The sequence below is a fragment of the uncultured Alsobacter sp. genome (genome assembly GCF_945952055.1).
Classification (GTDB): Bacteria; Pseudomonadota; Alphaproteobacteria; order Rhizobiales; family Beijerinckiaceae; genus Alsobacter.
Genome location: NZ_CAMFHB010000004.1, coordinates 65,161 through 83,401, shown reverse-complemented (window position 1 = coordinate 83,401; position 18,241 = coordinate 65,161). Strand labels below are relative to the sequence as shown.

Below are 18,241 nucleotides of genomic sequence, written 5' to 3'. Positions count from 1 at the left end.
TGTGAAGCCTGTGGCGGCGCTCGGCAACCCTCGCGATCCCGGATCGGTCCGGGCGGGCGCGTCAGCCCCGCTCGCCGGCCTTCCCCTTCCGGGCGCGAACGGCATCCGGCAGTCCGTCATGGGCACCGAACGCACGGGCCGGGGCGTCCGTCCACAGGTCCTCGCGATAGGCCTTGCGGTCGGGGTTCAGCGGGTAGAGCACCTTGTTGTCGGCCCGCGCCGTGTCACCCACGACCAGCAGCCGAACCTCCGCGTCCGTGTTGTTGATGAAGGTGTGGCACTGCCCCGTGCCGGGCGGAAAGCCCACGCCATCGCCCGGCTTCAGCCGCGTCAGAACCCCGTCCAGCCACACCTCGGGTTCGCCCGCCAGCACGTAGACGAACTCCTCCTCCGTGCTCTCGGCATGCGGATAGGACGTCCGCCGGCCCGGCGGCAGGCGCTCGTGGTTGATACCCAGCCGCTTGAGCCCGAAATGCCGGCCGAACGCCGCCCGCACGCTCATCAACTCGTCATCGCCCTCGTAGTGGGAATCGTCCGCCCCCTCGATCTCGGACCAGTGGGCGATGCAGTCGGGTCGGGTCATGGCAGGATCCTCGGGCATGGCGGTGGCGAGCAGGTGGCGCGGATGATGGCGCATCGGCGGGCGATGCGACAGCGTGAGCGGGGGGATGAAAGACCGTCGGGGGCGAGACACAGTCGAGGGCACCACCCTCGGCTCCGGTAGTCGACTCCATCCCCGCACCTTTAGATGGACGCTCGTTGGACGGGCGCTGGGAGTGGCAATCGTGCATTCGGAAGACAGTGGAATTCGCACGGTGGCGGGTTGGACCGGCCCCGCCGACCGGATGCCTGAGGCAGAGGTGGCGCTGCGCCTCGCCGAGTACCTTTCGGAACGGCCGGGCTTCGGTGGTCATGTCGACGTGGCAATCGACGGAGCATCGGTGCGGGTCGCCGAGACCGAAGTGTTCGACATCGTCGGGTTCCTGGCCGGCGCAGGATGGATCCGCGGTGGCGACGCTACGAGCAAGAACGCATGGGCCGCCTCCTACAGGCGCGGCGACGCCACGCTGCGCGTCCACTCCCGTCCAGGCCAAGGCGATGTCGCGGCCATCGTGAACGGCAGGCGGGTGGTCGCCGAGTGCAAGAAAGGACCGTTGGTCAAGAAGCCTGGCAGCCCGGAATATCCGCTTCTCACGCTGGCGATCGGCCAGGCGCTGCTCTTCGATGCCGACGACACCGATCTCGTGGTTGCAGCCGTGCCCGACACGCCGAGCTTTCGCCGCATCGCCGAGGCGTGGCGCGCCAAGCCCCGGCTCCGGGCAAGCGGCATCGAAATCGCGCTCGTCTCCCGCACCGGCTCCGTGTCCGGCCTGTCCGTGTAGCGACGGCCTCGCGCGGGCCGGGAAGATCATGGATGAAAGCCGTTCAGCAATATTTCCGTTAATTCTCGCCCGCGATTGATTTGCCTTACGCCGTGGTGCTTCCTGTGCAACCAAAAGTTGCATTTCCGTCTTGGAGCACACTGTGTCCCGGCCGTTCATCGATTGCTCCATCGACCAGCTCGAGACGCATTTCTCGGCGGGGATGGCGGCACACGATCAACAAAAGCTTGCTCTGATCGAAACAGAACTCCAGCACCGAAAGACGGCCCGGGCAGGCGAACTGCACCGGATCTTGAAAGCCGAACTCGCTTCGCTGCAAGGGCAGCCGGTCAAGCCGGCGACCAAGACCCATTCAGGCAAGACGGGTGGCGCGCAGTCCTCCCCGTCATCCGCGAAGGTCAAGCGCAAGATCTCGCCGACGCCCGAGCAGAGTGAGGCGATCGACCACTTCAAGTCCGCCGCGTCGCTGAAAATCAATGCCTATGCAGGGTCAGGCAAGACTTCGACCTTGGAGATGCTGGCCCATTCGACGAACCGGAGAGGGCAGTACATCGCCTTCAATCGGGACATCGTTCGCGAGGCAAAGGAGAAATTCCCGAACCGGGTCAACTGCTCGACCACGCATGGCCTGGCCTTCAAGGCCATGGCTCCGACGTTCGGTGGTGGCAACGACAAGATGGTCGGGAAATTCAACGCCAACCAGCTCGCCGAGATCCTGGGGCTGACGAAAAACTGGCGGCTCGACGAAAAGCACACGCTGCTTCCCCGCTCGCAGGCCTTCCTGATCATCGAAACGATCAAGAAATACGCCCAGAGCAGCGATCCGGACATCTGCGCGCATCACGTTCCCAGGCACGGCAGCCTCGTCGCGGCTCCTCCCGAAACGATGGCCCTGGCGGTCGATTTCGCGATGCGAGGGGCCCGGCATGTCTGGGGACGGATGGCCAGTCCCGCGGACGCCTTGCCCCTCGGGCATGACGGATACCTCAAGCTCTGGGCCCTCGGCGATCCGCAGATCGCGGCGGATTTCATCCTGCTCGACGAAGCGCAGGACACCAACCCGGTCGTTCTGGGCGTCCTGGAGCGGCAGCCCGCGCAGATGGTCTATGTGGGGGACAAGTACCAGCAGATCTACGAATGGCGCGGCGCCGTGAATGCCATGGAGAAGATCCAGACCGGCCAGACGACCTACCTCACGACATCGTTTCGATTTGGATCGGAGATCGCGAACCTGGCCTCCCAGGTGCTGCGAAGCCTCGGCGAGCACAAGCCGGTCACGGGCAACAGGCAGGTCGCCAGCAAACTGGCAGCCGCGGGGCGAGGAGCGACCATCCTCGCGCGAACGAACGCCGCAACGATCAGCGCCGTGATCACCGCCCTGGATGAAAACCAGAAGCCTCACCTGATCGGTGGGAACGCCGAACTGATGGATCTCCTGCGGGGCGTGCAGGATCTGAAGAGCGGTCAGCCCAGCACGGTCCCCGACTTCTTTGGCTTCAACACCTGGCAGGAGCTGGTCGAGTTTTCCGGATCTGGCGAGGGAGAGCATCTCCGCACCTTCGTGAAGCTCGTCGTGGAGCGCGGTGAGAAGCAGCTGATGTGGGCCTTGAACCGAACGGTCGATCACGACCAGGCCGACCTCGTCATCTCCACGGCGCACAAGTCGAAAGGTCGCGAATGGCCTCAGGTGAAGCTCATGGACGACTTCATGAAGTCCAAGCCGCGCACCGCGAAACCCGGGACGGGGTCGGTGGAAGCGGATCCTGCGGAGCTTCGGTTGCTGTACGTCGCCCTGACGCGCGCGAAGGAGACGCTCGACGTGCCGACGACCGTCCTCGACCTGCTGGCCGGCAAAGCGCCAAGCGAACGGACGGTCTCGAATGGAAGCCCGAAAAAGGCGCCCCCGGCACCGGGCGGTCGTCGGCCGGGCCCCGGCGGGGCCGTCATCGAACCGTTCCAACCGCCGACGAGCTACGTGCCCCCTGGGAAACCTCAGCCGATCCGGCGTCCCGGCGCCCAGCCCGGCCCATCACCGTCAAACGCCGCCGCTCAGCGCACACCCGCGCCGAAAAAGAAGGGGTTCATGAGCTGGCTCTTCGGGGACTGACACCACGCCATCGAGCGGCGAGGGCCTGATAGGACCCGCAAAACGGAACCAACACTGTTCAACGTGAGGGAGATGGTGCCCAGGGGCGGAATCGAACCACCGACACTGCGATTTTCAGTCGCATGCTCTACCAACTGAGCTACCTGGGCGTGCCGTGACGCGGGCGGGCCGCGGCGGACGAGGGGGCTTATAGAGGGTCGGATCGGGGCTGTCCAGCGTCTCCGACGCCGCGACGAGAGGCCTTCCTGTCGCGGCGCTTGCTCCCTGCCGCGCGGGGCCGTTTGATGCCTGCGGGACGCAAAGGGGGGCAGGGGATGGCCGGGCCGTCGATCGAACTTCGTGCGGGCGCCGCCCGCGCCCGCATCGCGCTGCGCGGCGCCGAGCTGAAGGCGTGGGACGTGGGGGACACGCCCTGGCTCTGGCCGGGTGATCCGGCCTCCTGGGACGAATCGGCGCCGGTGCTCTTTCCGGTCGTGGGCTGGACCCGCGACGGCGAGGCCCGCGTGGGTGGGCAGACCTACCCTCTGGGATTGCATGGCTTCGCCCGCTTCCAGGCGTTCGAAGCCGCGGGCGCGCGCGAGGACGAGGCCCGCTTCGTGTTGCGGGAGACGCCCGCCACGCTGGAGCAATTCCCGTTCCGGTTCGAACTCGGTGTGACCTACCGGCTGTTCCCGGACGGGCTCTCCGTCGCCTTCGACGTGGTCAACACGGGCGACCGGCCCATGCCTTACGCCATCGGCTTCCACCCCGGCTTCCGGCTGCCGCTGGGCGGCGGGCCGGACTCGCCGCTCGCGGTGGTGTTCGATGCGGAGGAGGAGAAAACCGTCCCGGTGATCGCCCCGGGCGGGCTGTTTTCACCGGAACGGCGGGCGATTCCCCTGGATGGGCGGCGCCTGCCATTGGATGCCGGCACCTTCGCCACCCAGTCCCTGTGTTTCGTGGACGCGCGCAGCCGGGGCCTCGTGCTCACGCCGGCGCAAGGGCGCGCGCTGCGGTTCGACTTCGAGGACCTGCCGACCATCGTCCTGTGGCGCCGGCCCGAGGCGCCGTTCCTGTGCGTCGAGGGATGGACGGGCCGGGGCGACCCGGTGGGCTTCGCCGGCGATCTGTTCGAGAAGCCGGGGATGCGCGTCCTGGAGCCCGGGCAATCCACATCTCACCGCATGACGGTAAGGATCGTCGAACCGCTTGACGGAACAACCTCTTGACCCCGCTGATCCTGCCCCTAAGCATGCGCGGGTCAGGACTACGGGGGTGGGGGCGTGCAGACTCTCGCACGGGTGCCGTTCTTCAAGGATGCGGGCATCGAATTCGACAAGTTCGATCGGCGGTGCGCCTGGAAGCGCTTCGACGAGGGTGAGACCGTCGTCGACTTCGAGGACGCGTCTTCCGACGTCTACTTCATCATCGCGGGCGACGTGCGAATCCTCATCCGCACCCAGGCCGGCAAGGAGGTCATCCTCGGCGAGATGAAGGGCGGCCAGTATTTCGGCGAGCTCTCGGCCATCGACGACACCCCGCGCTCGGCCAACGTCACGGCGCTCACCAATGCCGAGATGTGCATCATGCCGGCGGCGGTGTTCCGCGAGGCCGTCTACGCCTCCCGCGTGGTCACCGACAGGCTCTTGCGGCTCCTGGCCAACCGCATCCGCGAAATGAACGCGCGCATCACCGAGCATTCGGTGTTCGACCTGAAGCACCGGCTCTATTCCGAGCTGCTGCGCATGTCGCAGCCGCGTCCCGGCGGGTCCGGCGAGCGCTCCGTGTCGCCGCCGCCCTTCCATCACGTGCTCGCCGCCCGCATCGGCTGCCGGCGCGAGCAGGTGACGCGCGAGCTGTCGGCGCTGAGCTCGGAAGGCATCGTCACCAAGACCCGCGGCGCGCTGGTCATCGTGCGGCCCAAGGTGCTCGAGGAGCGGCTGGCGGAGGCCCTCCAGAACGATGGCTGAACCGGGAGGCGCCCCGCGTGGCGCGCACCAGCCCGTGGGCTCCGTGCGCCGCAGCTTCGCGCCCTGGACCGATCCGGCCGCGCAGGCCTTCATCCGCTTCGAGGACGTGAGCCGCCGCTTCGGCAGCGTGGCCGCCGTGGACGGGGTCGACCTCGCCATCTACGAGCGCGAGTTCTTCTGCCTCCTGGGGCCGTCCGGCTGCGGCAAGACCACCTTGATGCGCATGCTCGCCGGCTTCGAGACGCCGAGCGCCGGGCGCATCCTGCTGGGCGGCCAGGACCTCGCCGGCCTGCCGCCCTACCGGCGGCCGGTGAACATGATGTTCCAGTCCTACGCGCTGTTCCCGCACATGAGCGTGGCGGGCAACATCGCCTTCGGCCTGAAGCAGGAGGGGCTGCCGCGCTCCGAGATCGAGGACCGTGTCGCCGCCATCCTCAAGCTCGTCCAGCTCGAGGGATTCGGCGCCCGCCGGCCCGACCAGCTGTCGGGCGGTCAGAAGCAGCGCGTGGCGCTCGCGAGGGCGCTGGTGAAGCGGCCCAAGGTCCTGCTGCTCGACGAGCCCCTGGGGGCGCTCGACAAGAAGCTGCGCGAGGAGACCCAGTTCGAACTCATGGACCTGCAGGTCGAGCTCGGCATGACCTTCCTGGTCGTCACCCACGACCAGGACGAGGCCATGACCATGGCCGACCGCATCGCGGTGATGGAGCGCGGGCGCCTGGCCCAGGTGGGCACGCCGGCCGAGATCTACGAATCGCCGGCCACCCGCAGCGTCGCCGCCTTCGTCGGCGACATCACGCTGTTCGAAGGCACGGTCGAGCGTCGCGACGGCGAGGTGGTCAGCGTGGCGGGAGCGGCCGGACAGGCGTTCCGGGTCGTCGGCGCGCCGCGCGACGGGGCCGTGGCGGCCGCGGGCGATGCCGTGGCCGTGGCGGTGCGGCCCGAGAAGATGGAGCTGCTCGCCGATCGGCCGGAGGCCGGCCCCAACGTCCTGGAGGGCGAGATCTGGGACATCGGCTATCTGGGCGACTGGACCACCTACCGCGTGAAGATCGCCGACGGCTCCATCGTCAAGGTCGCCCGGGCCAATGCCGCGCGCCACGTGGCGCGCCCGCTCACCTGGGAAGACCGCGTCTGGATCCGCTTCGCGCCGGACGCCGCCGTGGTGCTGGCGCGGTGAGCGGGGGCGCTGGCGCCGGCCGCTCCGGCGGCCGCCTGCTCGTGGCCGGGCTGCCTTTCGCGTGGCTGCTGGTCTTCTTCCTCGCGCCCTTCGCCATCGTGCTGCGCATGAGCCTGTCGGAACGCGCCACGAGCCGGCCGCCCTACAGGCCCGCCTTCTCCTGGGAGGAGGGGCCGGCGGGCTGGTGGGAGAAGCTCGGCCAGCTCGGCTTCGACAACTTCGCCGGGCTCCTGGACGAGCCGCTCTATCTCGACGCCTTCGTCACCTCGATCCGCATCGCCGCGACGGCGACCGTGCTCCTGGTGCTCATCGGCTATCCCGTCGCCTACGCCATGGCGCGCGCCCCGGCGAGGATCCGCCCCGTCCTGGTGATGCTGGCCGTGCTGCCGTTCTGGACGAGCTTCCTCATCCGCGTCTACGCGTGGGTCGGCATCCTCAAGCCGGAGGGCCTCCTCAACGCCGCGCTCATGGCGCTCGGCATCGTCGACGAGCCGCTGCAGATCCTGGACACCGAGATCGCGGTGCAGATCGGCCTCGTCTACTCCTACCTGCCATTCATGCTGCTGCCGCTCTACGCGGCCTTGGAGCGCCAGGACGCGACGCTGATCGAGGCGGCGCAGGATCTCGGCGCGCCGCCCTGGAAGGCGTTCTGGCTGGTCACCGTGCCGCTGTCGCTGCCCGGCGTGCTGGCGGGCTGCTTCCTCGTGTTCATCCCGGCGCTGGGCGAGTTCGTGGTCCCCGATCTCCTGGGCGGCTCCGAGACGCTGATGATCGGCCGCACCCTGTGGACCGAGTTCTTCAACAACCGCGACTGGCCCCTGGCCTCGGCGGTCGCCGTCGTGCTGCTCGTCATCATCGTCGGCCCGGTGCTGGCCTACCGCCACCTGGAGATGCGCCGGCTGGAGGCGGCCCGATGAACCGCGGCCTCTCCCGCTTCAACGTGGTCTCGCTCACGCTGGGCTTCGCGTTCCTGTATCTGCCGATCGTCCTGCTCGTCGGCTGGTCCTTCAACGCCTCGAAGCTGGTGACGGTGTGGGGCGGCTTCTCGACCCGGTGGTATGGCGAGCTCTTCCGCAACCAGGCCATGCTCGACGCCGCGTGGGTGACGCTGCGGGTCGGGCTCGTCTCGGCCACCGTGGCGACGGTCATGGGCACGCTGGCCGCCATCGCCCTCGTGCGGTTCGGGCGCTTCGCCGGGCGCATGATGCTCACGGGCATGGTCTACGCCCCGCTCGTCATGCCCGAGGTCATCACCGGCCTGTCGCTGCTGCTGCTCTTCGTGGCGCTCGATCTCGACCGCGGCTTCTGGACCGTGACCATCGCCCACATCACCTTCACGAGCTGCTTCGTGGCCGTGGTGGTGCAGTCGCGCCTCGTCACCTTCGACCGCAGCCTGGAGGAGGCGGCGATGGACCTGGGCGCCACGCCGCTGCGCACGTTCCTGCTGGTGACCCTGCCGCTGATCGCGCCCGCCGTGGCGGCCGGCTGGATGCTGGCCTTCACGCTGTCGCTCGACGATCTCGTGATCGCGAGCTTCACCTCGGGCCCGGGCGCCACCACCCTGCCCATGCGCATCTACAGCCAGGCGCGCCTCGGCGTTTCGCCTGAGATCAACGCCGCCTGCACCATCCTGATCGGCCTGGTGACCCTGGGCATCATCGTGGCCTCGCTCGTCACCAAGCGCGCCGGGATGCTCGGCAAGGGCTGACGGCGGGCAGCGCGCTTCAGTTCGGCGCCTGGGCGGGAGCGACGAAGGCGTCGGGGCGGGCCTCGGGCTTGGCCGCCGGCGCTGACACGGCGCGGCGGATGGGCGCGCGGAAGTCCGGCACGACGAGAGGCTCGTCGAAGGTGCCGGTGAGATCGAAGGGCAGGGAGGACGCGTCCGAGGCCGGGTCGTTCAGCTGCGCCACGCCGGTGAGCAGGAAGTGACGCTCGGGCAGCCCGATCTGTCCGGAGAGCGTGACGCGCGCCGCCGAGGACAGCAGCGCGGCGTCGCTGATCTCCACGAGGCCCCGGGTCGCCCTGAAGGAGACGTTCACGACGTCGAAGGGCGTCCGCCCCCCGCGCATGTCCAGCGCCGCCAGCAGCGGGCGCTTCTCCACCCGTCGCAGCACCTCCGGCAGGTTGATGCCGACAAGGTCGCCCTGCCGCACGGTGACAGCGGCCTTGCCGTCCACCCCGCGCATCAAGGACAGGATGCTGTCCCCGGAGGACTCGGCCTGCAGGCTGGCGTGCACGGCGCCGCCGAGCCGGCGGGTGGTGGACAGGCCCTGCAGCAGCGCCGTCGCGTCGGCCCGCTCCAGCGAGGCCGTGACCTTCATGTCGATCCCGCGCGCGCTGGGCGACAGGGACACGCGGCCGCGCAGGTCGCCGCGGAACACCTCGGCCTTGGCCAGGGCCACGTCGGTGCGTCCGTTGCGGCTGAGAATCGACAGGGCCGTATTGCCGATGCTGGTGGTGCCGAAGACCACGCGCCCGGCGGAAATCCGCAGGTCGACGTCGCCGCGCGGCAGCACGCCGGGTTCGAAGGGCTCGCGGCTCCACGTGCCGTCGTCCCCGCGCAGCTCCGGCATGTCGTCGAGCAGGCTGCTGAGGTCGAGGCGGTCGCTGGCCAGCGTTCCGCGCAGCGCTGTGCCGCCCTCGGCCTGCCGCAGCGACACCGCCCCTTCCAGCACCCCCGCCGGCACGGTCAGGCGCGCCATGTCGAGCGCCACGCCGTCGGCGCGCACCGTGCTCTTGGCCGCGATCGTCATCTGGCCGGCGAGTGGAACGGGCAGCGTCACCGACAGCCAGGCGGCGAGCTTCTCGACGGCGGGGGAGGCCAGGCGCAGCGTCCCTTCGGCCTGCCAGGTGGCGCCGGGCAGGACGGTGCCGTCGAAGTCGACGGAGCCGAGGGGCATGGTGGCGGAGGCGCGCAGCCGGGCCGTCGGCGCACCCGACATCGCCTTCAGGTCGAACCCCTTGGCCGACACGGCGACAGGTTGCCCGCGCCACGTCATGCGACCGTCGACGTCCACGGCGCCGGTCGAGTCGGAGCGGGTCGCCAGCACGTCGAGGGCGCTGACGGTCTCGGTATAGGTTTCGCCCTCGCGCTCCACCACCGACCCGTCGATCAAGGCGATCCGGTCGAGCAGCAGGTGCCGGCCTTCGCTCGTCCCGGTGCCGAGCAGCGAGTCGAGCACGGGCAGCGCCGTCTGACCCTTCGCCAGGGTCAGGCGAGGCGACAGCAGCGACACCTCGGTGACGTCGAAACGGCCTCCCAGCAGGGGCAGGAGGCGGGCGCGGGCCCGGACCTTGACCGTATCGAGCCGGCTCGTGCCGTCGCGGTCCGCAAGCCGCAGGCCGGTCACCTCGAGACGCGGCACGGGCAGCAGCGTGAAGCGGGCCTCCCCCGCATCCTCCACCTTGAGCCCGGCGATCCGGCCGATCTGCGGAGCCACCTCCAGCCGGTGGGTCGTCTCGGACAGCCGCCACGGCATCGCCGCGGCCACGGCGACGCCGGCAACGGCCGAGGCGATGAGGAGGGAGCGGAGACGCATCATGCGGGGTCGTTCTACGCGGACAGACAGAGAATCACCGACGCCGTAGGCCGCTCGCGGGAGCAGGTGACTATAGCCCTTTGTTGCTGGTGACAAAACCGGACGAAATCAGGGCGACTCGCGGTGATTCTCGCCCTTTCCCGCCCTTCGCACCCGCGAGAAAGTGCGATAACCAAGCCAATGGACGAAATTGTCCGGATCGATCGAGGTCGCCGATGACTGCTCCGCTGTGGACGCCTTCACCCGCCCGGGCCGCCGCGACCGAGGTCATGCGCTTCCGCGACGCCTTCAACGCGGCGCTGGGCCTGTCGCTCCAGACCTATGCCGACCTGCATGCCGCCTCGATCGAGCGGCGCGGGGAATTCTGGTCGCTGCTCTGGGATTTCTGCGGCGTGAAGGGCGAGAAGGGCAGCGTGGCCCTGGCCGACGATCGCATGCCCGGCGCGCACTTCTTCCCGCAGGCCAGGCTCAACTTCGCCGAGAACCTCCTGGCCCGCCATGACGACACCGACGCGATCGTCTTCCGGGGAGAGGACAAGGCCAGCGCGCGTCTCAGCTGGGCCGACCTCCACGCGATGGTGTCACGCCTGCAGCAGTGGCTCGTCTCGCTGGGCGTCGGGCCGGGCGACCGCGTCGCGGCGATGATGCCCAACATGCCCGAGACCGTGGCCCTGATGCTGGCCGCCACCTCGATCGGCGCCGTCTGGTCGTCCTGCTCGCCCGACTTCGGCGTCCGCGGCGTGCTGGACCGCTTCGGCCAGATCGAGCCCAAGGTCTTCATCGCCTGCGACGGCTACTACTACGCGGGCAAGACCCTGCCCATCGGCGAGAAGCTCGCCGAGATCGTGCCGGCGCTGGGTGAGCTGGCGGCCGTGCTGGTGGTGCCCTATGTCGGCGTCGCCGAGGCGACCGCGGCGGGACTGCGCAACGGCGTGACCCTGCCGCAGGTGCTGGCGCGCTTCGCGGCCGCGCCGGTGGCGTTCACGCGGCTGCCCTTCGAGCACCCGCTCTACATCCTCTATTCGTCCGGCACGACCGGGGTGCCCAAATGCATCGTCCACGGGGCCGGCGGCACGCTGCTGCAGCACCTCAAGGAACATCGGTTGCAGAGCGACCTGCAGCCCGGCGACCGCGCGTTCTACTTCACCACCTGCGGCTGGATGATGTGGAACTGGCTGGTCTCGGGCCTCGCCAACGGCGAGACGCTGATGCTGTTCGACGGCTCGCCCTTCCACCCCGTCCCGTCCATCCTGTTCGACTATGCACAGGAGGAGGCGTTCACGCTGTTCGGCACCTCCGCCAAGTACATCGACGCCTGCAAGAAGGCGGGCCTGCGCCCGCGCGACACGCACGACCTGTCGAGCGTGGTGCTCATGACCTCCACCGGCTCGCCGCTGGCGCCCGAGAGCTTCGACTGGGTCTATGACGCCGTGAAGCCCGACATCCACCTGGCGTCGATCTCCGGCGGCACGGACATCGTCTCCTGCTTCGTGCTCGGCGATCCGACATCGCCCGTCTGGAAGGGCGAGATCCAGGCCGCGGGGCTCGGCATGGCCGTGGACGTGTGGGACGACGCCGGCAAGCCGATCCGCGGCGAGAAGGGCGAACTCGTCTGCACCAGGGCCTTCCCGTCGATGCCGATCTATTTCTGGAACGATCCCGAGGGGAAGAAGTACCACGCCGCCTATTTCGACCGCTTTCCCGGCGTGTGGTGCCACGGCGACTTCGCGGAATGGACGGCCCATGGCGGCCTGGTGATCCACGGCCGCTCGGACGCCACGCTCAACCCCGGCGGCGTCCGCATCGGCACGGCCGAGATCTACGCCCAGGTCGAGCAGATCCCGCAGGTTATCGAGGCCCTGGCGATCGGCCAGGACTGGGACAACGACGTGCGCGTGGTCCTGTTCGTCCGGCTGCGGGAGGGCGTCGTCCTGGACGAGGCGCTCCAGCAGGCGATCCGCGCCAAGATCCGCTCCGGGGCAAGCCCGCGGCACGTGCCGGCGCGCATCGTGGCGGTGGCCGACATCCCGCGCACCAAGTCGGGCAAGATCACCGAGCTCGCCGTGCGCGACGTGGTGCACGGGCGCGAGGTGAAGAACAAGGAAGCCCTGGCCAACCCCGAGGCGCTCGACCTGTTCAAGGACCTGCCCGACCTGCGCAGCTGAGGGTTTCGCGGAGCCGGCGCCCAGCCCGCTTGCGCGAAGTCAACGACGGGAGGCGCCGCCGCGCCGCAGGATGCCGGAAGACGCATCCTGCGGAGGTCTCCGTGTCCCATCCCATTCCCCTGAAGCGCATCACCCTTCATCTCGCCCGCTCGAAGGAGCATCCGGACGGCTCCAGCCGCCACGGCTACGAGTTCCTGGCCCCGCTCACCGCGGAGGGCCGCCTCGACCCCGTGGTGTGGCGCGATGCCCGCGCCGCCTGCCGCGTCCGCCGGTTCTGGGTGGGCGAGAAGGAGGAAACCGGCCACCTCGTCCACCGCTCGGGCGGCAAGGGCGGCGCCACCTGGGCCTTCGACTACGACCCCGCCGCCACCGGCGACGAGGAAGCCGGCTATCGCTTCGGCGACCATCCGATGGTGGTGGGCGAGTACCTGTCCGTGAAGGACGAGGACGGCGAGATGCACACCTTCAAGGTGGTCTCCGTCACGGCCGCCTGAAGACGAGGGGAGGGGTTACGGCTCCGCTCGAAGATGGGGCCGGGAGCATCCCGAACCAGTCATCACGTAAGCCTGCAAACCGATCAGGCCTCAAATTCCCTCATCCTGAGCCACGGCCCGAAGGGCCGTGAGTCGAAGGACGCAGAATCGTGCCGTTGAAGCACCCTGCGTCCTTCGACTCGGCCGCTTTGCGGCCGGCTCAGGATGAGGGGGATTGGGGCACGGATCGACTCACAGGACCCCGTGACGCCGACGCAGCGGAGCGTCGAAGCGAACCTGTCTCAACGCCGCAGGGGAGGGGGCGCGTCGGCCGGGCCGAAGAGTTCGGAATGGCGCTCGAAGGCCTGCTGGCCGATCACGATTCCCGAAATGCCCAGCGTCACGCCGAGCAGGAAGGCCGCCGCGCGGCGCCAGAAACGGCCGGGACGACGGGCGGAAGCGCCGGGCTGCGGCGTCTCGACGCCGTCAACGCCCTCGATCGTGGATTCGATCCGTACGCTACGCATGAACGCAACAACACCGGGCAACAGGGTTAGGGTCCCGTTACTATGGACCCTCGCACAGCTTGAGCAAGATCAGGATTACCGAAGCCTTAACGCGCGGCTTCCCCGAAGGGTCGCATTCGAAGAGTTCCCGCGGTGTGGCACCGCGGGAACGGTTCTGAGGATCACTCGGCCGGCGCCGGTGTCGCAGGCGTCGCCGGGGCGGCGGCGGCTTCGCGCTCCTTGCGGCCGCGGCGGGTGAGGAACGTCTCCAGCCCGTCGAGGTAGTAGTAGACGACCGGCGTGATGAAGAGCGTCAGCAGCTGCGACACGCACAGGCCGCCCACCACCGCGATGCCGAGCGGCTGGCGCAGTTCCGAGCCGGCGCCCTGGCCGAGCGCGATGGGCAGGGTGCCGAGCAGCGCCGCGAAGGTCGTCATGATGATGGGGCGGAAGCGGATGAGGGCCGCCTCGCGGATCGCCGTCATCGCGTCGGCGCCTTCGCGCCGTCGCTCGAGGGCGAAGTCCACCATCATGATGGCGTTCTTCTTGACGATGCCGATCAGCATCAGGATGCCGATGATCGCGATCACCGACAGGTCCATGTTGTAGTACTGCAGCGCCAGCAGGGCTCCCAGGCCCGCCGACGGCAGGCCCGACAGGATGGTGATGGGGTGGATGAAGCTCTCGTAGAGCACGCCCAGCACCATGTAGATCACCAGCACGGCGGCCAGGATCAGGAGTCCCTGGCCTTTCAGGGCGTCCTGGAAGAGCTGTGCGGAGCCCGCGAAGCCCGTCGTGATGGACGCCGGCAGGCCCGCCTGCCGCTCCACGCCCTTGATCGCCTCCACCGCGTCACCCAGCGAGATGCTCGGCGCGAGGTTGAACGAGATCGTCACCGCAGGCTGCTGCGACTGCCGGTTGACCGACAGCGGACCGATCGACCGCTTGATGTTGGCCACCGACTCCAGTGGCACGTTCTGTCCGTTGATGCCCTTCACGAAGAGCTGGGACAGGCGGTTGGGATCCGTCTGGAAGGCCCGGTCGGCCTCCATGATCACGGCATAGTCGTTCGACGGCGTGAAGATCGTCGAGATCTGCCGTGAGCCGAACGCGCTGTAGAGCGTCTGGCGCAAGGCGTCGGACGAGACGCCGAGATTGGCGGCCCGTTCGCGGTCGAGCTCGATGAAGACCTGCGGATTGGCCACCTGCAGGTCCATGTTCACGTCGCGCAGCTGGTCCATCTGCGCCATGCGGCGGCGCATTTCCGGGGCGGCCCCGTAGAGCGCCTGGAGGTCGCCGCTGGTCAGCGTGTACTGGTACTGGGCACGCGACTGGCGGCCCGAGTTCAGGTTGATGTTCTGAACGGGCTGCAGGACGATCGTGATGTTGGGGACGCTGGCGGTCGCCCGGCGCAGGCGGCCGATCACGGTCGCCACGTCGTCGCGCTGGTCCCGGGGCTTCAGGGCGATGAACATGAAGCCCTGGTTGACGCCGCCGAAGCCACCGATGTTCGACGTCAGGTAGTCGATCGCCGGATCCTTCAGGAGGATCTCGTTGATCGCCTGCTGGCGCGCAGACATGGCCTCGATCGAGCTGTCCGGCGGGCCTTCCGTGGCGCCGCGCAGCAGGCCCGTGTCCTCCTGCGGGAAGAAGCCCTTCGGCACGTCGATGTACATCCGCACGGTCACGAAGATCGACGCGATCGTGAGCAGCAGGACGATCAGGCGCAGCTTGAGGACGACGTCGAGGCAGAACCGGTACACCGCCAGCATGCCGCCGACCACCGCATCGACGGACCGCGAGAACAGGCCCGGCTTGGCGTGCAGGTCGTGCGCCTTGAGGATGCGTGCGCACAGCATGGGGGTGAGCGTCAGCGACACGAAGCCCGAGATCAGGATGGTCACCGAGATGACCACCGCGAATTCGCGGAACACGCGCCCGACCACGCCGCCCATGAAGAAGACGGGGATGAACACCGCGACGAGCGAGAGCGTGATCGACACGATCGTGAAGCCGATCTCGCGCGCGCCCAGGAGGGCGGCCTCGAACGGTTTCATGCCCTCTTCGATGTGCCTGACGATGTTCTCCAGCATGACGATGGCGTCGTCGACGACGAAGCCCACCGACAATGTCAGCGCCAGCAGCGAGATGTTGTCGATCGAGTAGCCCAGAACGTACATCAGCGCGAAGGTGCCGATCAGCGACACGGGCAGGGCCAGCGTCGGAATCAGCGTCGCGGTGAAGGACTTCAGGAACAGGAAGATGACGAGGACGACGAGAGCCACCGAGAGCATCAGGGTGAACTCGACGTCGTGCACCGCTTCGCGGATCGGCTCGGAGCGGTCGTTCAGGACGTAGAGGCCGATGGAGGCCGGCAGCTGGGCCCGGAAGTTCGGGATCTTCTCGCGGATGCGGTCGACCACCTCGACGGTGTTGGCGTCGGACTGGCGGAACACCGCCACGATCATCGAGCGCTCGTTGTTGTACCAGCTCGCCGAGTCCTGGTTCTCGGTCGAGTCCTGCACCGTCGCCACGTCGTCGAGACGGATCGGGACGCCGTTGCGCGAGCTGACGATCAGGCCGGCATAGTCGGCCGCCCTGCGCAGCTGGCCGTTGGCCTCGATCGTGATGCGCTGGCGGTCGCCGCGCAGCGTGCCCGTCGGCTGGTTGGAGTTGGCGGCCGAGATGGCCGAGCGCAGGTCCGTGAAGGACAGGTTGCGGGCCGAGAGCGCCGACGGATCGACCATGATCCGGACGGCATATTTCTGGGTGCCGAAGATCTGGGCCTGCGCGACGCCCGGGATCTGGGAGATCTGCTGCTGCAGGATCGTCTCGGCGTAGTCGTTGACGGTCGACAGCGGCAGCGTGTTCGACGTGACGACGAGGAACAGCACCGGCTGGTCGGCCGGGTTCACCTTGCGGAAGCTCGGCGGGTTGGGAAGGTCGGGCGGGAGCCGGCGGGCCGAGGCACCGATGGCCGACTGCACGTCGAGGGCGGCGCCGTCGATGTTGCGGTCGAGGTCGAACTGCATCGTGATGTTCGTCTGTCCCTGCTGGGACACCGAGGTCATCGCGGTGATGCCGGAGATGTTGGCGAACTGGCGCTCGAGCGGGGCGGCCACGGAGGCCGCCATCGTTTCAGGGCTGGCGCCCGGAAGCTGGGCCGAGACGTTGATGGTCGGGAAGTCGACCCGGGGCAGGGCGGCCACCGGCAACTGCCGGTATCCGAAAAGTCCGAAGATGATGAAGGACAGCGTGATCAGCGTCGTCATCACCGGACGACGGATACATGCCTCGGGCAGACCCATCAGGAAGCTCCCTTGTCCGTCGCCTGCGGAGCTTCAGCGGCTCCCGGCGCCGCGGGCTTCTGCCCGGCCGCCGGCGCGCCACCCTGGCCGCCGCCGGGTCCCCCTTGTCCGCCACCGCGGGGACCGCCCGGTCCCTGGCCCGGTCCGTTGCCGCCGCCGCGCGCTTCCACGCGGGCGCCGTCGACCAGCAGCAGCTGCCCGTCGGTGACGACGGTCTCGTCGCCCTTCAGGCCGGTCTTGATCACCGAGAAGCCGCGCAGCGTGCGATCGACCGTCACCGGGCGAACCTTGGCCACGCCGTTCTCGACCGCGAACACGATCTGGCCGTTCTGGCTCGTCTGCACCGCCTCGCGCGGCACCGTGACGGCGTCGGGCTCGATGCGGATCACCAGGCGGACGTCGCAGATGGCGCCCGGCCACAGCACTTCCGCGCCGTTGTCGAAGATGCCGCGCAGGGCGATCGTACCGGAGGCGGCGTCGACGGTGTTGTCGATGACCGCGACCCGGCCGTCCACCGCGTCCGTCAGGCCCTGCGGCGTCGCCTGCACCTTGGCGGTGCCCTTCGCCAGCGCGTCGCGCAGCTCCGGCAGGAGCCGCTGCGGCACGTTGAAGGTCACGTAGATGGGGTTGATCTGGTTGATCGTCGCGAGCGGGGCGCTGTTGTCGCCCGTCTTCGCGATGTTGCCGGGCTTGATGCCGGCGACGCCGACCTTGCCCGTGATCGGGGCGCGGACGGTGTAGTAGCTCAGCTGGACGTTGAGGTTCTCGAGCACCGCCTCGTCGGCCCGGATCTGCGCCGAGGTCGTCAGCACCGAGGTGCGGGCGTTGTCGACGGTGACGCGGGAGCCGACGTCGCTGGCGATGAGCTGCTCGCCGCGCTTCACGTCGCGCTGGGCCTGCTCGAGCTGCGCCTTCGAGCGGGCGAGGTTGGCCTCGGCCTGCTTGATCTGCGCCTCGATGCCGCGGGAGTCGAGCTGGAAGAGGATGTCCCCCTGCTTGACGGTCGCGCCGTCCTCGAAGTTGACGGCGAGAACCTGGCTCTCGACGCGGGAGCGCAGGACGACGCTTGCGACCGGTTGCACCGTGCCGATGGTGTCGAACCGGACGGGCATCGGCTGCTTGACGGCCTTGGCGAGCGCCACGGGCACGGTCCGGTTGGCCGCCGCGGCGGCGCTGCCCGGTCCGCGACCGGCCTGGCCGGCGGCCGGAGCGGCGGGTGCGGCCGCCGTCTTCTCGCCGGCCGGCTTGATCCCGGGGATGTACTTGGTGACCTCCGGCGGCAGCTTCGCGACGAGTTCGTCACGCTTCGGCTTCAGGTCGGGCCAGATCTCGGGAGCGCCGTAGAAGGCTCCCCCGGCAACGGCCAGCAGGACGACGAAAGTCGACGCCTTCGACGGCATCACAGCACTCCACGTGGCCGGGCAACGGCAGGTTCGAAGGCCCGGTGGCCGGGGGCTCCAGGCGAGGACTGAGCCGTTATAGCGTGCGATCCCTGCATTTGACAGGTGCCCCTCATTAAAGGTTGGAAACTATTCAACTCATCGTAACCGGCAACGCAAGACCAATGCCAGACCAATCGGCGGGCAGGCGCTGCCCTCACGCGGTCGTGTGCGTACAATCCGGTCTGCAAGGCTG

14 protein-coding genes and 1 tRNA gene are annotated in these 18,241 nt (G+C 68.7%); 9 read left to right on the top strand and 6 right to left on the bottom strand.

Going from position 1 to position 18,241, the window contains the following annotated elements; translation table 11 throughout:
• Positions 1-61 precede the first annotated feature (61 nt).
• Positions 62-583, bottom strand: a complete 522-nt coding sequence (locus Q0Q47_RS04490) for a cupin domain-containing protein (protein WP_293854993.1) — start codon at positions 581-583, stop codon at positions 62-64.
• Between the two features lie 202 nt (positions 584-785).
• Between Q0Q47_RS04490 and Q0Q47_RS04485 the strand changes: the two genes are divergently transcribed.
• Positions 786-1,382, top strand: a complete 597-nt coding sequence (locus Q0Q47_RS04485) for a hypothetical protein (RefSeq protein ID WP_293854990.1) — start codon at positions 786-788, stop codon at positions 1,380-1,382.
• A gap of 142 nt (positions 1,383-1,524) precedes the next feature.
• On the top strand, positions 1,525-3,489 hold the full coding sequence (locus Q0Q47_RS04480; protein WP_293854987.1) for a UvrD-helicase domain-containing protein: 1,965 nt from the start codon (positions 1,525-1,527) through the stop codon (positions 3,487-3,489).
• A 73-nt stretch (positions 3,490-3,562) separates the two neighbouring features.
• Here the strand turns inward: Q0Q47_RS04480 and Q0Q47_RS04475 are convergent.
• Positions 3,563-3,638: transfer RNA gene (locus Q0Q47_RS04475), tRNA-Phe, on the bottom strand.
• A 165-nt stretch (positions 3,639-3,803) separates the two neighbouring features.
• Between Q0Q47_RS04475 and Q0Q47_RS04470 the strand changes: the two genes are divergently transcribed.
• The 5 genes from Q0Q47_RS04470 to Q0Q47_RS04450 are packed head-to-tail and all read left to right on the top strand — an operon-like array spanning position 3,804 to position 8,323.
• Positions 3,804-4,697 carry an aldose 1-epimerase family protein gene (locus Q0Q47_RS04470; protein WP_293854984.1) on the top strand — a complete coding sequence of 298 codons (894 nt, stop codon included), beginning with the start codon at positions 3,804-3,806 and terminating at the stop codon, positions 4,695-4,697.
• 54 nt (positions 4,698-4,751) lie between these two features.
• A complete protein-coding gene (locus tag Q0Q47_RS04465; RefSeq protein ID WP_293854980.1) occupies positions 4,752-5,438 on the top strand; it encodes a Crp/Fnr family transcriptional regulator in 687 nt (228 codons plus the stop codon).
• Positions 5,431-6,615: an ABC transporter ATP-binding protein gene (locus Q0Q47_RS04460; protein ID WP_293854977.1), complete on the top strand. Its 1,185-nt coding sequence runs from the start codon at positions 5,431-5,433 to the stop codon at positions 6,613-6,615. Before Q0Q47_RS04465 ends, Q0Q47_RS04460 begins: the two co-directional genes overlap by 8 nt.
• Positions 6,612-7,532 carry an ABC transporter permease gene (locus Q0Q47_RS04455; protein WP_293854975.1) on the top strand — a complete coding sequence of 307 codons (921 nt, stop codon included), beginning with the start codon at positions 6,612-6,614 and terminating at the stop codon, positions 7,530-7,532. Before Q0Q47_RS04460 ends, Q0Q47_RS04455 begins: the two co-directional genes overlap by 4 nt.
• Positions 7,529-8,323 carry an ABC transporter permease gene (locus Q0Q47_RS04450; RefSeq protein ID WP_293854972.1) on the top strand — a complete coding sequence of 265 codons (795 nt, stop codon included), beginning with the start codon at positions 7,529-7,531 and terminating at the stop codon, positions 8,321-8,323. Before Q0Q47_RS04455 ends, Q0Q47_RS04450 begins: the two co-directional genes overlap by 4 nt.
• Positions 8,324-8,339: 16 nt before the next feature.
• On the opposite strand, the gene Q0Q47_RS04445 is transcribed toward Q0Q47_RS04450, so the two are convergent.
• Positions 8,340-10,157, bottom strand: coding sequence for an AsmA-like C-terminal region-containing protein (locus tag Q0Q47_RS04445; protein WP_293854969.1), 1,818 nt, complete (start codon positions 10,155-10,157; stop codon positions 8,340-8,342).
• Positions 10,158-10,369: 212 nt separating this feature from the next.
• Here Q0Q47_RS04445 and Q0Q47_RS04440 point away from each other — a divergent pair, with 212 nt between their 5' ends.
• Together Q0Q47_RS04440 and Q0Q47_RS04435 are read left to right on the top strand one after the other, a co-directional pair.
• Positions 10,370-12,319 (top strand): acetoacetate--CoA ligase, encoded by a 1,950-nt coding sequence (locus Q0Q47_RS04440; protein ID WP_293854967.1) that lies wholly within the window; start codon positions 10,370-10,372, stop codon positions 12,317-12,319.
• 101 nt (positions 12,320-12,420) lie between these two features.
• Positions 12,421-12,813 (top strand): hypothetical protein, encoded by a 393-nt coding sequence (locus Q0Q47_RS04435; protein ID WP_293854964.1) that lies wholly within the window; start codon positions 12,421-12,423, stop codon positions 12,811-12,813.
• Positions 12,814-13,094: 281 nt separating this feature from the next.
• Here the strand turns inward: Q0Q47_RS04435 and Q0Q47_RS04430 are convergent, their stop codons facing one another.
• The 3 genes from Q0Q47_RS04430 to Q0Q47_RS04420 all read right to left on the bottom strand — a co-directional run bounded on the left by Q0Q47_RS04430 (position 13,095) and on the right by Q0Q47_RS04420 (position 18,006).
• On the bottom strand, positions 13,095-13,319 hold the full coding sequence (locus Q0Q47_RS04430) for a hypothetical protein (RefSeq protein ID WP_293854962.1): 225 nt from the start codon (positions 13,317-13,319) through the stop codon (positions 13,095-13,097).
• Between the two features lie 161 nt (positions 13,320-13,480).
• Positions 13,481-16,606 (bottom strand): efflux RND transporter permease subunit, encoded by a 3,126-nt coding sequence (locus Q0Q47_RS04425; protein WP_293854959.1) that lies wholly within the window; start codon positions 16,604-16,606, stop codon positions 13,481-13,483.
• Positions 16,606-18,006 (bottom strand): efflux RND transporter periplasmic adaptor subunit, encoded by a 1,401-nt coding sequence (locus Q0Q47_RS04420; protein ID WP_293854956.1) that lies wholly within the window; start codon positions 18,004-18,006, stop codon positions 16,606-16,608. The genes Q0Q47_RS04425 and Q0Q47_RS04420 overlap by 1 nt, the downstream gene beginning before the upstream one ends.
• Positions 18,007-18,241 lie beyond the last annotated feature (235 nt).